Below are 15,802 nucleotides of genomic sequence, written 5' to 3' on the forward strand. Positions count from 1 at the left end.
CACCTTCTTTTACAATTTATTTTTTAATTCAGTGGCAAGCGTTTCAAATTCATCCCAAGAATGTACAGAAGCACCTGCTGCGTTGGGGTGTCCCCCGCCACCAAAGTGTGCAGCGACATCATTAATCGTTATTTGTTTAGAACGGATGCGACAACGTATTTCTTTACCTTCATCAACTGCAAACACCCATATTTTTAATCCTTTTAGATCTGCAACAGCATTGACATAGAGTGATGCTTCATTCGGTTGGATTTGGTATTTTTCTAATACATCAGCCGTGATTTTAACTTTACAAAAGCCTTTTTCATCTAATTCAAAATTTTGGAGCACGTAACCATGGAATGGCATTAAGCGTGGTTCTTTTTCACCCAATTGGTTGAGTAATTGATCATGACCAATATCATATTTTAAAAGTTTACTTGCAATTTCCATCGTTTTAGGTGAAGTATTACTGAAGAAAAAGCGCCCCGTGTCTCCAACAATTCCAAGATATAACGATGATGCGATGGCTTTATTTAAAATTTCAATGTCTCCAAATTGTCGAATGATATCAAAAATAATTTCGCTCGTAGACGAAGCATTGACATCGACATAATTAATGTCACCATAATCATCTACCGGTGGATGATGATCGATTTTGATAAGCGCCTGGCCTTGACTGTACCGAGCATCATCAATACGTGGTGCATTTGCGGTATCACATACAATAACAAGTGCATCTTGATATTGTTCACTATCAACTTGGTCTAAATCGCTCATAAACTCAAGTGAAGGCTCTACTTGTCCCACTGCAAAAACCGATTTTCCAGGATATTTTGCTTTCAAATAATATTTTAATCCCATTTGAGATCCCATAGCATCTGGATCAGGTCTCACATGGCGATGAATAATAATGGTATCAAATGTCTGAATTTTATTTTGAATTTCTTCTATTAATTTCATAATTATCACTCCCTAATGGTCTAGTAGTTGACACATAATTAAAGCTTTAGCTACAGGTTGTTTTGCGCTTTCCATTGATACTTCAACTTTAGCAAAATTTCTTCCCATGTCTAAAATGGTATAGAGCACTTCGACTTCGCTTTCAATCTGTACTGTACGTATATAAAAAATGTTTAAACTTTCAATCATAACCTCTAATTTTTTATGTTTTCGCATAACTGACTTAATTGTTTCTTCAATAATCGCCACTGTGACAGATTTACTTAAAGTTCCAAATTGATTGGTTAATTGAGGGGTAATTTCTACTACAATTTGGTGGTTTCTAATTTCGATATGTTTCGCAACTTGATCGTTTATTGTTTCACCCACTTGTGGTTGCCGTCCAACAATTTGCATCGCTTTCAAGACATCTTCCCTTGAAATGACACCTATTAATCGCTTTTGTGCATTAATAACGGGCAGCAATTCTATTCCCTCCCAAATCATTAAATGTGCACAACTTGCAACTGTAGTATTTAATTGTACACTAATCGCTGGCTTTTTCATGACTCTATGTAATTTTTCTTCAGGATTTTTACCAATAATATCCTTACTTGTAATGAGTCCTGCTAATTTTTCATAGCGATCCACTACTGGAAAACGTGAGTGTGAAGACTCGTGAGATTTTTTCCCTACATCGGCAACAGTCATTTCATCATATAAATAGGATGTTTCTTCAATTGGAATCACAATGTCCTCAACAACCATAATTTCTTTCTTTATCATTTGATTATACATTGCTCTATTAATTATATTAGCTACCATAAAAGTATCATAATTTGACGAAATAATAGGCAGATTTTGATCATTCGCCATCGTTTTAATTTCATCTGTCGTATCAAAACCACCTGTAATGAGTATTGCACTACCCTTTTCAAGTGCTGCTTTTTGTACATCGAGACGGTTTCCGACAATGAGCAAAGTGTTTTTCGATACATAATTTACGACATTATCTACTTCCATTGCACCAATCGCAAATTTTGTTAATGAGTTAAATTGACCACCTCTGCCAGCAATCAAATGGCCATCCACAATTTTGGCAATTTCTCTAAACGTCAAATGATCTACTTTTGCTCTTGTTTTTTTCTCTATTCTCACTGTCCCAACACGGTCAATCGTTGCAACCAAACCACGTTGATTTGCATCTTTAATGGCACGATACGCCGTTCCTTCTGAGACATCTAAGTCTTTTGCAATTTTGCGTACGGATATCTTTTGGCCCACTGATAACGATTCTATATGTTTAATAATTTGCTCATGCTTTGTCATGTGTCTCCCTCAATTTGATTAATTTTAATATACTACTACATTTGTCACGGCAATATAAAAAGATTCAACCGGTTTAGACATCTCCTGAATATAAAGCCAAAATTTGATTCTTCATATGTCATCTGAAACCAAAACGAAAGTGTGTTTGTTTTTTACTTTTCGTCTTTATCTTTTAATTTTATTCATACATTTTTGATTACTTGTATATTATAACGTTTTTCAAATCGTATTGCGAAGTAATCTTCGTGCATATTTATACTTATAAAAGATGGCATTTCATTTTAATTTTGTATAGACTAGATATAAGGAGGATGATAGAGATGCATAAAAATATTTTACTCGCAGTTGACACAGATTTAAAAAACACAAAAGCATTGCAAGAAGTTGTGAAACTTTCAGGTGAGACGACAACTGTAACAATGCTCAATATCATCGCAGAACAAGATGCCCAAGCCTCAGTGAAAATGGGGACGCATATCGATGAGCTCAAACATATTCGCCATACGCAAATGGCACCTACACGAGAAACACTAGAAGAACATGGTATTCATTATGAAGAAGTGATTGAACGTGGCAATCCAAAAGAAAAAATCGTGATATACGCGAATAGTGGTCAATATGACATTGTTGTGCTCAGCAATCGCAAAGCAGAAGCGGCTCAAAAATTCGTACTAGGCAGTGTCAGCCATAAAGTGGCAAAGCGTGCTAAAATCCCAGTCCTGATTGTTAAATAATCGTATGTGAATGCAATTGTAGTAACTTTACAAGAAGGATAAACACCTCATGACTTTAACCACTCTGTGTTACCATTTACAAACAAAAAGACAAGGATATGAGCAATAGAAATCAAAAGTGATTCTACTCTCAAATTCCTTGTCTTTTTTGATTAAAATTCGACTGCTTCACCTGGTTTTAAAATTTGAACTCGACCTTCATAAACCGCTTCCTTAAATTTAACCGGATCTTGTTCAATTAATGGGAATGTATTGTAGTGAATCGGTACCGTGAGTTTCGGTTTAATTAAATGATTGATTGCATAACTTGCATCTTCAATTCCCATTGTAAAATTATCTCCAATAGGTACGAAACAAACATCAACCGGATGGCGTTCAGCAATTAATTTCATATCACTGAATAACCCTGTATCACCTGCATGATATATCGTTTTTCCATCTAATTCTAAAATCACACCCATTGGCATACCTAAATAGATTGGAATACCTTCATCATTCGTTAGACTTGAACTATGAAAAGCTTGTACAAATTTTAAAACACCAAAATCAAACTCCCATTTTCCACCAATATTCATTGGATGTACATTTTCAATACCTTTTGCCGTAGATAGATAATTAGCTACTTCAGCACTACCGATAACAGTGGCATGATTACGATTAGCAAGTTCAACCGTGTCACCAAAATGATCTTCATGCCCATGTGTGAGTACAATATAGTCCACTTTTAAATCTTCGACACTTAAATCTGATAAGTCATTACCTGTAATAAAAGGATCTATAATACCTGATTTCCCATTCGCTTCAAAATAAACTGTTGATTGACCATGAAATGATAACTTCATGTTTGTATCCTCCTTTTAACCATCTTTGCCTCTTTATTGCTATACCTCTATATTAACAAGTTAATCCTTTGAAATCTAAATTTTATTATTCTCCCTCGTTTATTTTTTTGTCTTACCTTCACCTGCTTTAATCCATAAGTGAAAAAACGATACCCTCTATTTTGCATTCTTTGAGGAGCTAGAATAAAATAGAAGAAAAGATATAAGGAGGCGCTTTTATGTCAAAATTAGATCAACTCGTACAAGCATTAAAAGAAAATGAAGCGGATGCCGCATGGATTTCACATCCCATCAACATTTTCTATTTTACAGGATATAAATCAGATCCACATGAACGCTTATTTGCACTGCTTGTTAGAAAAGATGGTGAACCTATTTTGTTCTGTCCACAACTCGAAGTGGAAGAAGTTAAAAATTCACCTTTTGAAGGTCAAATTATTGGTTATTTAGATACTGAAAATCCATTCGACAAGCACCAAAATCATTATGACAAATTATTGATAGAAGAAAGTCATTTAACAGTTCAAAGATATCATGCTTTGAAAAAGGCGTTTGGGACAAAAACATTTGCGCCAATTGATCAAACAATCAAGCAATTACGGAATGTTAAAACAGATAGTGAAATTAAAGCATTAGCAGAAGCTGCGCAATTAGCTGACAAATGTATGGAAATTGGTAAAGCCTTTTTAAAAGTAGGCGTAACTGAAAGGGAAGTTGTCAATCATATCGAAAACGAGATTAAACGTTACGGTGTATCAGAAATGAGTTTTGATACTATGGTTCTTTTTGGTGATCATGCTGCTGCCCCACATGGTACCCCTGGTGACAGAAAACTAAAAATTGATGAATACGTGTTATTCGATTTAGGTGTCATTTACAAACATTATTGCAGTGATATTACTCGCACGATTCCATTTGGCAACCCAGATCAAAAAGCTCAAGAAATCTATCAAATTGTATTACAAGCTGAGACAGAAGCAATCGAACTGATTCAACCCGGAGTTAAAATTAGCGACCTTGATCGCAAAGCACGTGGAATAATTGAAAATGCAGGATTTGGTGAATACTTCCCGCATCGTCTTGGACATGGTTTAGGTCTTGAAGCACATGAGTATCAAGACATCTCTCATACAAACGATCATTTATTAGAAGCAGGCATGGTTTTAACAATTGAACCAGGCATTTATGTTCCTGGCGTTGCTGGCGTTAGAATTGAAGATGATATTCTCGTTACTGAACATGGTTATGTCCGCTTATCGAATTATCCAAAATGATAAAGGAAGCTGTCGCATCGTCGTTGCGTGAAGTAGAGGCGAAGTTAAAAGCGGGTGCACATCGAATTGAGCTTTGTGATAACATGGCACAGTTAGGAACAACACCAAGTTATGGTATGGTTAAAATTGCAAGTGAAATGTGTCGACTTTATGGTGCAGAACTAGTGGTTATGATTCGACCAAGAGGTGGTGACTTTTGTTACAATTGGTATGAATTTGAAGCGATGCAAGCAGATATTCAACTGTTGAAGTCACTTTCAATCGACGCCTTTGTTTTCGGTTGTTTAACCTCCGATCAAACTTTAAATACATTTCAAATGAAAACACTCATCTCACTTGCGCATCCAATCCCTACTGTCTGTCACATGGCTTTTGATTATATTTATCCAGCAGGCCAAACGAAAGCATTACAAGAACTAATAGACCTTGGTGTACAAAGATTACTGACTCATGGCGGACGACCTGAAACTGATTTGTTTGATAATTTGCCGCGCATTGCAAAATTTGTAACACAATCAAAAGGAAGAATAGAGATTATGCCTGGTGGTGGTCTCAACTCTCAAAATTTACCCCACCTTTTAGAGCTGTTTCCATTCCAAGAAGTACACGGTAGCGCAATTGTAAATGCAGATTTCGAAACACCATGAGAGCAGTAATCCGTTAAAGCAGATAAATCATAATACGAAAAAACTAAGCGGAAAGATTCATATAAATAAGGAGCGGAACAGCATCGGTTAAATCACTGTTCCGCTTCTCTCTTTTTCAAATATTATACTGTCTCTTTTAATGCATCGCTTACAGACGTATAAGTGTAATTAAATGCATCAGCAACAGCTTTATTTGTAATTTGTCCGGCAAAAACGTTCAATCCGTGTGAGAGTGGTTCATTTTCTATGAGTGCACGTTGATAGCCTTTATTCGCAAGCTGCAACGCATAAGGTAATGTCGCGTTATTTAAGCCAATTGTCGATGTACGCGGTACTGCACCTGGCATATTTGCGACAGCATAATGGACAACATCATGTTTGATATATGTTGGGTTATCATGCGTTGTAATACGATCTGTCGTTTCAAAAATACCACCTTGATCGATGGCAATGTCAACAACAACAGAGCCAGGCTTCATCTTTTTAATCATCGCTTCAGTAACTAACTTAGGTGCTTTTGCCCCTGGAATTAAAACAGCACCAATGACTAAGTCACTTTCGATGACATGTGCCTCGATGTTTAATGGATTCGACATGATGGTTTGAACACGACCATCAAATAAATCTTCAACCTCTTGCAAACGTTTTGGATTCACGTCTAAAATTGTGACGTCTGCGCCAAGGCCTAATGCGATGCGTGCAGCATTAGTCCCAGCTTGGCCCCCACCAATAATTGTTACCTTACCTTTTTGAACACCAGGGATACCCCCTAATAGAATACCCATGCCACCATTAAAGCGTTGTAAAAATTGTGCCCCAATTTGAGTCGACATCCGTCCTGCCACTTCACTCATTGGCGTAAGAAGTGGTAATGTTCGATCAGCTAGTTGCACTGTTTCATATGCAATGGCTACCACTTTTTTATCGATGAGTGCTTGAGTTAATTCTGGTTCATTTGCTAAATGAAGATAAGTAAACAGAATGAGACCTTCTTTAAAATAAGCATACTCCTCTGATAATGGTTCCTTTACTTTTATGATCATATCCACGTCCCAAACTTGTGATTGACTATCGCTAATTTCAGCCCCCGCTTCAACGTAGTCATTATCCTCGAAATAAGACCCCTCACCAGCATGTGTTTCTACAAGGACTTCATGTCCTGCCTCTACTAACGCATGAACACCACTTGGTGATAAACCTACACGATTTTCATTATTTTTAATTTCTCTTGGAATTCCAATTCTCATACTCCTTACACCTCCAAATTCATGATAACGCATACATTATGTAAGCGCAATCATTAAATTTTTGTAAAATCAATACATTTAAAATCCAATTCATTTTCAAAATTTTATGATATAATAAAAGTGAAATAAGAAAGGGGTTTTCGCTATGTTTATTTACAAAAATATTTTGATTGCTGTTGATGGTTCTCATGAAGCAGAATGGGCGTTCAATAAAGCACTTGCCGTTGCAAAACGTAACGATGCTAAGTTAACAGTAGTGAATGTCATTGATTCTAGAACGTACACATCATTTGAAGTATATGATTCGCATTTTACTGAAAAATCAAAATCATTTGCTGAAAAATTACTGGACGGCTACCGTCAAGTTGCCGAAGATGAAGGGGTTCATAATGTTGAAACACGTTTAGAATTCGGATCTCCAAAATCAATCATTCCTAAGTTAGCAAGTGAAGACGAATCAGGCGTAGACTTAGTCATGTGTGGGACTTCAGGACTTAATGCTGTTGAACGTTTTATCGTCGGCTCAGTATCTGAAGCGATTGTTCGCCATGCAACTTGTGACGTACTTGTCGTTCGTACTGAACAAATCCCAGAAAACTTTGAACCTAAAGTTGCGACTGAAGAATTTTTAAAAGACTTTAGCATTTAAACCTAATCTTAATAAAGTGAATTATATTTAAAGATGTCATTTTTTTAGAGCACATCTTTTATGCAGTGGGCGAATTAATTAATAGTCGCTCACTGTTTTATTTTAATAATTAAATGCATACAAAAACCTCTTCGCCCCTCCCCCCTAAAACAAAAAAGAGGCAGAGCTAAAATCGTTTTGATTTCAGTTCTACCTCAGTCAGATGACTCGCGTGACTAAACACGTTTCACAAACCCTTACGCCATCCTTTTATATTATTTCATAGTTTGAATTTTTTATAACTTAAGTCGCTTATACGATGTAAAATAATTTTTACAACAAATTAATCTAACTCACCGAATGTCATTACATCTCGTGCAATCATTACTTCTTCATTCGTTGGAATCACTAACACTTTAACCGGTGAATGTGGGTAGTTTAATTCAGCTTCTTTACCACGTAATCCTTCGTTTTTACGAGGATCCCAATAAACGCCCATAAATTCTAATCCTTCTAATACACGCGCACGTACTGTATCAGAGTTTTCACCCACACCAGCAGTGAAGATAATTACATCAACACCATGCATACGTGTCGCATATGATCCCATGTATTTATGGATACGTGAAGCGAATACTTCTAATGCAAGTTCTGCACGTTCGTTGCCTTCTTTTGCATCACCTTCAATATCACGTAAATCAGAAGAAGTGCCTGTAATACCTAATAAACCAGACTCTTTATTTAAAATATTTAATACTTCATCTGCAGTTTTACCTGTTTTTTCCATGATGAATGGAATAAGCGCTGGGTCGATATTACCTGAACGTGTTCCCATTGTCACACCTGCTAATGGCGTGAATCCCATTGATGTATCGATTGATTTTCCACCATCAATCGCAGCAATTGAAGCACCGTTACCAATGTGACATGAAATGATGCGCAATTCTTCAACAGGTTTATTTAAAATTTCTGCTGCACGTTGTGATACATATTTGTGACTTGTACCGTGGAAGCCATATTTACGGATACCATATTTTTTATAGTAATCATAAGGTAAACTATAAAGGTACGCAGATTCAGGCATTGATTGATGGAAAGATGTATCGAACACAGCCACATGCGGAATATTAGGTAAAAGCTTTCTAAAAGCTAAAATACCCATTAAATTCGCTGGATTATGAAGTGGTGCCAAATCTGTTAAGCTTTCAATATCACTTATAACTTGGTCATTAACAAGCGCTGATTGAGGGAAAACTTCTCCACCATGAACCACACGATGACCTGTACCGTCAATGTCGTTAATATCATTGATGATACCATGTTTTTGTAAGCTTTCTAACATAATGTTAACAGCTTGTTCATGGTCTTTAATATCTTCTACCTCTTTAAATTTTTCGCCTTTGAATTCAATGGTAAAAATTGAATCTTTTAAACCAATACGCTCGATTAAACCTTTTGTGATAAGTTTTTCTTCTGGCATTTCAATTAATTGAAATTTCAATGATGAGCTACCAGCGTTAATCGCCAAAATTAACTTTGACATGTAAACGGCCTCCAATATTTTTAATTTATTTAAATCTATTTAACCATTAATACAGTTTGATTTCAAGAGTGCAACAGCTTAATTTTTAGGGTGATTTTGTGACAACCAGGCCGTTAATTCAGATAAAAATTGTTGAAAATTTTGTGGATTTTTAAAATCTGGAATATTTGCGAGTAAAACTTCTACAGCCGTTGTGACGTGTTGTTCCTTACGTTGTAAAATTAAGATTGATTTTTGCGCACGCTCATTTTTGAATAAATTCTTTGGTAAATTAAGAAATGCTTGCATTTCTGTTTCTGTTGCAATGAAATTTTCTAACTGTTTCACATGCTCGCCTTCAAAAATTAGGCTTGGCACAACTAAGAAAACGTAACCTGATGGCTTAACCGCGTGAACCGCTTGCTCAATAAATAGATAATGTGAGAAACTGTGTCCCTCTTCAAAGCCTAACTGTAACTGTGCACTTCGACTATCATTCGGATAATAACCAATAGGCAAATCTCCTACAACAACATCTGCATCTTCAAAAGGTAAAGGCATGATTGCATCTTGTGGATATACATCAAAAGGAATTTCTAGGAAGTTAGCCAGGTGCACACTGACTCTTGAAAGCACGGGGTCTACTTCAACAAGATGATGCATCAATGTGTAATCCGTCATCACCTCATGAATTGTGGCACTTAGATGACCTGCACCGCTACCTAAATCAGCAATGTGTAACTCGGACTGCTCTTGTTGAAATTGAGAAACTAAGAAACCTAAAATCAATCCAATAGAATCAGGCGTAATCTGATGATTCGCTTGAACTTCTTCTTTTTGCAATTGATTTAAATATGCAAATTGAAAAGCTTTTCTTCTATCTTGTAATGTCGCTTGTTCTAGCAATTCGCGTTGTGATGTATAAATGCGTTCCATCGCTAAACCTAAATTTTCAATAAAGCTTTGACCATTTTCTTCATTTAATTGTTGCGTCAATTCATCGATTTGCTGGAACAATTTTTCCATTATCGATTTTGATTCTGTCATCAAATCATCCTTTCACAAAAACAGGGGACGAATCAGAAGTCTATCCATACAATTGGGACTTCTTCATCTCCCCCAATAATGACTATGATTAGCCTAATAATGCCAGTTTAAACGTTTCGATAAGCTTCAAGTGCCGCTTCGAAATTCGGAAAATCTGTGCCTTCAGGTACAATTTCTTTATAAACGACTTTATTATTTTCATCTAAAACAAACACAGAGCGAGCTAGTAACTGTAAGCCTTCCATGATTAAACCATAATTTTCACCAAATGAATGGTTTTGGTAATCACTTAATGTAATCACATTATCTAAACCCGTCGATGCACACCATCTTTGTTGTGCAAACGGCAGGTCAACAGAAATTGTTAAAACATAACCGTCTTCTGTACTTGCTTCTTCGTTAAATTTACGCGTTTGTTGATCACAAACACCTGTGTCAAGAGAAGGTACGACATTAATCATTTTTTTCTTCCCATCATATTGAGAGAGAGACACACCTTGTAAACTGTTATCAACGACAGTAAAATCTGGTGCCTGATCGCCAACGTTAACCTCTTTACCTAATAATTGAATAGGATTTTGTTTAAATGTAATTTGTGTCATTTATTGTGCCTCCTTAAAAGATTACTCTTTTATTATATCGTCTTACTATGATGTTATCACGTCAGACACCTTCATTTTCTTTAATGTACTGAAGATATTTATTCTTTACAACTACCGTATTCGCAAAATAATCATGTATACCAATATGCTTCGGTGTGAATATCACCGCAAAATAAGGTAAACCAAACAAGACATTTGATATTAGTCTGCCAATCCATTCTCTAAATAGAATGTCCGTCCAATTAGGTTTATGAATATCGACCGTATATACTTTTAACCCCATAATCATTTTTCCTACTGTTTGTTGAAAGAAATAGGTCATTAATATGAAGTAACCAAAGTATATTAATGCATCCAAAATATGGCCTATACTAAAATAATCAATCCATAATTTCCATTCATCAATACCCGTCAGGGCATAGAGTGGATTAAGGACGATTTGTGTTATCCCCCATAATATTCCTAAATCTATCAAATAACTGATGAAACGTCTCCAAAACCCTGCATAAAAGAAGGCGTTTAATTCGTATTGATATTGTTCTATCGTTTTTTTAGCACGTTGATTGGCGTGTTGAAACTGCCGACCATTCATATCATGATAGTTTGGTTGCGAAGGATTATAGTTTTGCTGTATTGATCTGTCCATCATACGACCTACCCTTCATATTTATACATCGGTCTCGTTTGGGCTTCATTGTTCAAGATTTGTTTGATATTTTGAACATCTGAGCGTAAACCATTTACAAATGATTTCATACCTAGGAAACTTGTTAAATCACTTGATTCTTGATTAAAAGTAATGATTTGCGGGTCATCCACTTTAATGGCTTTCTCTAAATCTTTTAACGCTTGATCTTTATATGCAATTTGATCAATTAGACCATTTGCTTTTGCTTGTTGAGCACTATAAATTCGACCATCAGCAAGCTTTCTCACTTTTGATTCTGACATGTGACGCCCTTTTTTAACAACATCAACAAATTGATCAAAACTGTCTTTATTAATTGACTGAAGAATTTGTCTCTCTTCTTCCGTCATTTTACGTGAACCACTTAAAATATCTTTATGCGCACCTGATTTAATCGTATTGGTCTTAATACCTAAGTCATCCAATAATTTAGAATAATCTTTTGACTCAGAAATCACACCAATAGATCCTGTCAATGTTTGAGGCCCTGCATAAATTTTATCTGCTGGTGCCGAAATATAATAACCACCAGAAGCCGCTAAAGTTTCCATTTGTACGTAAATCTTTTTACCAGCATCTTTAACTGCTTTCAATTTATGATAAAACTCATCACTTTCGTATGTACCGCCACCTGGGCTGTTAACGTTTAACAATACACCTTTTATTGAATCATCATTTTTAATTGTTTCAAGTTGATTTAACGCCACTTGATGATTATACTCACTGCCACCACCAAATAAGCCGGGGGCACCTGTATCTTGTATTGCACCATTGACTGTAATCTCTGCAATTTGATTTGACTTGTCGCCTTCTTGTACAACTGTACTTGGTGCTTCAGCATTAATATTTACCTCTCCATTAAAAAAAGAGGAAACAATTGAGGTCAATGCACTGGTAAGAATTCCTCCTATAATGATGACACTCGCTAAAATAATTGCAACAATTCTTTTCGACATTTTTGACGTCCTTTCCTTTAGGTTACGTTCATCATAACAAATATAAAATTTTTTCGCGATATTTCTCAAAATGTTTATTTGCAATGCTAAATATTTGTAAGACCTTTACTTTCTCTTCACAATTTTCACTTTATTCATGAACGTGTTCTCTTTTATAAAAAACTCTGAAAGTAATCAAATGTATTTTTTAAGATTAAGACGAGTGTAATAACAATAAATAAGACTTTGACATAGCCTACACCTTTTTTAATTGCAAAACACGCACCACAATATGAACCCGCAATCATACTTATCGCCATAATCAAACCATAAACATAATCTACATGGTCAAAAAATATAAAGAGCAATAATGCACCTAAATTGGATGCAAAATTTAACACTTTAGCATTGCCTGCTGCACTTAAGAAATCAAAACCAAATAATAAAAATACAAACAATAAGAAGGACCCTGTTCCGCCTCCTAAAAATCCGTCATAAAAACCAATGATTGTAATGAAACCAATCAGTAGCAGAATTTTGAAGAGCGTTAGCTTTTCGTATGTACGAATACTGCCCCAATCTTTTTTTAATAGTGTGTACAATAAAACAATCGTTAAAATGAAAATAACTAAAGGTTTAAGTAAATTTGCTGGTAAAAATACAGCGAGGTATGCGCCAATAATGGCGGCAATAAATGAAAGAGGAAATAATTTAAGTACAATGTTTAAATCTACTTTTCCAGATCGAATAAAGCGAATCGCACTGGTCAAAGAACCAAATGCGCTCGCCAGCTTGTTCGTTCCAAGGGCCATAGCTGGTGGCATACCAATTGCTAACAAGGCGGGGATTGAAATCAAGCCCCCGCCACCGACGACCGCATCAATAAATGCAGCCAAAAACCCTAATAAAATCACAATTAATATCAGTGTCCCATCCACTTCGAATATCATCGTCAAGCCCCCCTAGTTACTAGAACAAATCGCCATCCCATGCTTCTTGTTCTGCTTGATATGCATTGTAATTTTTATCGACAACGATTGTCTCAATGTTTTCAACAGCTTTGTTAATCATATCTTCAAAATCAAATCCTGATTCGTATTGAACCACCTTATCAAATTGTGGCTCTGTAATTGGATTTTTAGGCGTGAAAATCGTACAACAATCTTCGTAAGGTTGAATTGAAGTTTCAAAAGTACCAATCACTTTCGCTTTTTTAATAATTTCTTCTTTGTCTAAAGTGAGCAAAGGTCTCAATATCGGTGTGCTTGTTACCGCGTTAATGGCATACATACTTTTGAGTGTTTGGCTCGCCACTTGACCTAAATTTTCACCATTGACTATCGCATCTGCACCAATGTTATGAACAACTTTATCTGCAATTCTTAACATCATTCTGCGTGTAGAAGTCATCGTATAGCGTTCATTGACGACTTTATGAATTTGTTTTTGTACCTCTGTAAATGGCACGATATGCAATTTAATGGTACCTACCCTTTCAGCCATAATTCTTGTCAATTCAATTACTTTTTCTTTCGCTTTTTCACTTGTAAAAGGCGGACTATGGAAATGGATAGCTTCAATTGTGACACCGCGACGCATCACTTCCATACCTGCAACTGGAGAATCAATCCCTCCCGATAACATCAGTAAGGTTTTGCCACCTGTGCCTACAGGAAGTCCTCCAATAGCGGGGATAATGCGATCATACATATAGATAGCATCTTTCCTGACTTCTATTTTAATTTCATGTTTCGGGTTTTTTACATCCACTTTTAATTGCGGTGTACTTTTGAGTACTTCACCGCCGACCATGCGTTGAATTGCAAACGTTTCATGTTCAAACGTTTTATCAGAGCGTTTAACATCAATTTTGAATGTGTCGCCTTCTTGATAACTTTCTGCAAAAAGCTTCGCATGCTGATAAACCGCATCCATTGATTTTTCGATTTTTAAAACAGGGCTGATTGAATGTACACCGAACACTTTAGATATTCTTGACATCATCTCTTCAATATCTGCATTCGGCTCTAATTGTATATACATCCGGTCACGATTCGCTGTAACATCATACCCTTGTAACGGCATGAGTGCACGTTTCACATTTGAACGTAATTGACTTACAAATGTTTTTCGGTTTCCTCCTTTTAATGTTAGCTCACCATATCTAACTAAAATATGATCATAAATCATTTTAACAACTCCTTAACTTCCCGATATACCAAATCAAAAATATATTTAAATTGCTCAATGTCTTCATCACGTGTATATTGATCAAATGACAGACGAATACTTCCTAAAATGCGATCAACAGAAATATTCATCGCTTGTAATACTTCGTTGATATTTGAATGTTTAGAAGAGCAAGCACTTGTCGTTGAAATCATGACACCATGTTTAGAAAATGCGTTCACGAGTACTTCTCCACGTACACCTGGAAAAGCTAAATTCAATATATGAGGAGATGCATCATGAGGTGAATTAATATAGACACCCTCATAATCTTTTAACCAATCTTTTAATGATTGATTCACGCTTTCAAGTCCTTGCATTGTGTCTTGTTGTTTTTCAATAGCTAATCGAATAGCCTTAGCTAAAGCAACATTATTCGCTACATTGACAGTACCGCTTCTCAAACCAAATTCTTGTCCACCACCTTGTATTGTTGGATGAATGTGATGAACATTCTTTAATACAAGTAGCCCTTGTCCTTTAAGTCCATTAAACTTGTGACCACTAATAGAGAGGCTATCAATCCCTTCCATTTGAATAGGATATTTTCCTACCGCTTGAACAGCATCGACGTGAAAATGAACTTTTGGGTAATCTGTTAAAACTTCTATCATTTCTTTAATAGGTTGCACTTGGCCCATGATGTTATTGACTTGCATACATGTTACCAAAATGACGTCACTGGAAAGTAAAGATTTCAAATGTTCAATATTGATTTTACCTTCCTCAGTCACTTTGACATACTTTAAATTAAACCCTTCTTTTTCAAGTTCGCGCATCACTTCTAAAACAGAAGGATGTTCAAGCACTGAAGTAATAATCGTATTGCCAAACGCTCTTTTTTGGTAAGCTGCGCCTTTGAGTGCCATATTATTAGATTCAGTCGCACCACTTGTAAAAATGAGTGCCTCATCTTTTAACTGTAAAGACGCTTTAATTTGTTCTCTCGCATTTTCTAATAAACGACCGGCCTCTAAACCTTTATCATGAGGACTATTGGGATTAAAGTAAAATTGTTCATTGACCTTAACAAAGCTCGACAACACAGAAGCATCGGGTTTCGTCGTTGCTGCGTTATCAAAATATAACATGTTATAAACTCCCTCTCTTTAAATATCATGTTTCATTGTACTACAACTCAACCGTTACATGTAAAA

At 35.9% G+C, this 15,802-nt stretch carries 16 protein-coding genes; 4 read left to right on the plus strand and 12 right to left on the minus strand.

Features of this window, described 5'->3' with window-relative positions:
* Positions 1 to 9: 9 nt before the first annotated feature.
* Both C1H58_RS05495 and C1H58_RS05500 read right to left on the minus strand, forming a co-directional pair.
* Positions 10 to 945: a DHH family phosphoesterase gene (locus tag C1H58_RS05495; RefSeq protein WP_060830511.1), complete on the minus strand. Its 936-nt coding sequence runs from the start codon at positions 943 to 945 to the stop codon at positions 10 to 12.
* A gap of 9 nt (positions 946 to 954) precedes the next feature.
* Positions 955 to 2,250 (minus strand): DRTGG domain-containing protein, encoded by a 1,296-nt coding sequence (locus C1H58_RS05500; RefSeq protein WP_060829778.1) that lies wholly within the window; start codon positions 2,248 to 2,250, stop codon positions 955 to 957.
* Positions 2,251 to 2,570: 320 nt separating this feature from the next.
* On the opposite strand from C1H58_RS05500, the gene C1H58_RS05505 reads away from it, so the two are divergent.
* Entirely contained in the window at positions 2,571 to 2,984 is a 414-nt protein-coding gene (locus C1H58_RS05505; RefSeq protein ID WP_165545582.1) for a universal stress protein, read from the plus strand.
* Between the two features lie 152 nt (positions 2,985 to 3,136).
* Here the strand turns inward: C1H58_RS05505 and C1H58_RS05510 are convergent, their stop codons facing one another.
* Entirely contained in the window at positions 3,137 to 3,826 is a 690-nt protein-coding gene (locus C1H58_RS05510) for a metal-dependent hydrolase (RefSeq protein WP_050330688.1), read from the minus strand.
* Between the two features lie 218 nt (positions 3,827 to 4,044).
* Between C1H58_RS05510 and C1H58_RS05515 the strand changes: the two genes are divergently transcribed.
* Both C1H58_RS05515 and C1H58_RS05520 read left to right on the plus strand, forming a co-directional pair.
* Positions 4,045 to 5,100, plus strand: a complete 1,056-nt coding sequence (locus C1H58_RS05515; protein WP_165545583.1) for a M24 family metallopeptidase — start codon at positions 4,045 to 4,047, stop codon at positions 5,098 to 5,100.
* A complete protein-coding gene (locus tag C1H58_RS05520) occupies positions 5,097 to 5,747 on the plus strand; it encodes a copper homeostasis protein CutC (RefSeq protein ID WP_165545584.1) in 651 nt (216 codons plus the stop codon). Before C1H58_RS05515 ends, C1H58_RS05520 begins: the two co-directional genes overlap by 4 nt.
* Before the next feature lie 122 nt (positions 5,748 to 5,869).
* Here the strand turns inward: C1H58_RS05520 and ald are convergent, their stop codons facing one another.
* Positions 5,870 to 6,994, minus strand: a complete 1,125-nt coding sequence (ald, locus tag C1H58_RS05525; RefSeq protein WP_165545585.1) for an alanine dehydrogenase — start codon at positions 6,992 to 6,994, stop codon at positions 5,870 to 5,872.
* 145 nt (positions 6,995 to 7,139) lie between these two features.
* Here ald and C1H58_RS05530 point away from each other — a divergent pair, with 145 nt between their 5' ends.
* On the plus strand, positions 7,140 to 7,643 hold the full coding sequence (locus C1H58_RS05530; protein WP_050330684.1) for a universal stress protein: 504 nt from the start codon (positions 7,140 to 7,142) through the stop codon (positions 7,641 to 7,643).
* A gap of 322 nt (positions 7,644 to 7,965) precedes the next feature.
* On the opposite strand, the gene C1H58_RS05535 is transcribed toward C1H58_RS05530, so the two are convergent.
* The 8 genes from C1H58_RS05535 to C1H58_RS05570 all read right to left on the minus strand — a co-directional run bounded on the left by C1H58_RS05535 (position 7,966) and on the right by C1H58_RS05570 (position 15,736).
* Positions 7,966 to 9,165 carry an acetate kinase gene (locus C1H58_RS05535; protein ID WP_050330683.1) on the minus strand — a complete coding sequence of 400 codons (1,200 nt, stop codon included), beginning with the start codon at positions 9,163 to 9,165 and terminating at the stop codon, positions 7,966 to 7,968.
* Between the two features lie 78 nt (positions 9,166 to 9,243).
* Entirely contained in the window at positions 9,244 to 10,191 is a 948-nt protein-coding gene (locus C1H58_RS05540; protein ID WP_165545586.1) for a class I SAM-dependent methyltransferase, read from the minus strand.
* A gap of 107 nt (positions 10,192 to 10,298) precedes the next feature.
* The gene (gene tpx, locus C1H58_RS05545; protein ID WP_016425334.1) at positions 10,299 to 10,793 is read right to left on the minus strand and encodes a thiol peroxidase; all 495 of its coding nucleotides are present in this window, start codon (positions 10,791 to 10,793) and stop codon (positions 10,299 to 10,301) included.
* A gap of 61 nt (positions 10,794 to 10,854) precedes the next feature.
* Positions 10,855 to 11,439 (minus strand): RDD family protein, encoded by a 585-nt coding sequence (locus tag C1H58_RS05550; protein WP_103356062.1) that lies wholly within the window; start codon positions 11,437 to 11,439, stop codon positions 10,855 to 10,857.
* An 8-nt stretch (positions 11,440 to 11,447) separates the two neighbouring features.
* Positions 11,448 to 12,437, minus strand: coding sequence for a signal peptide peptidase SppA (gene sppA / locus C1H58_RS05555; protein ID WP_050345512.1), 990 nt, complete (start codon positions 12,435 to 12,437; stop codon positions 11,448 to 11,450).
* Positions 12,438 to 12,589: 152 nt separating this feature from the next.
* On the minus strand, positions 12,590 to 13,366 hold the full coding sequence (locus C1H58_RS05560; RefSeq protein ID WP_165545587.1) for a TSUP family transporter: 777 nt from the start codon (positions 13,364 to 13,366) through the stop codon (positions 12,590 to 12,592).
* Between the two features lie 19 nt (positions 13,367 to 13,385).
* The gene (gene thiI, locus C1H58_RS05565) at positions 13,386 to 14,606 is read right to left on the minus strand and encodes a tRNA uracil 4-sulfurtransferase ThiI (RefSeq protein ID WP_165545588.1); all 1,221 of its coding nucleotides are present in this window, start codon (positions 14,604 to 14,606) and stop codon (positions 13,386 to 13,388) included.
* A complete protein-coding gene (locus tag C1H58_RS05570; protein ID WP_050345509.1) occupies positions 14,603 to 15,736 on the minus strand; it encodes a cysteine desulfurase family protein in 1,134 nt (377 codons plus the stop codon). Before C1H58_RS05570 ends, thiI begins: the two co-directional genes overlap by 4 nt.
* Between the last annotated feature and the right edge of the window lie 66 nt (positions 15,737 to 15,802).

The sequence above is a fragment of the Staphylococcus sp. 191 genome, from assembly GCF_011174885.1.
Classification (GTDB): Bacteria; Bacillota; Bacilli; order Staphylococcales; family Staphylococcaceae; genus Staphylococcus; species Staphylococcus coagulans.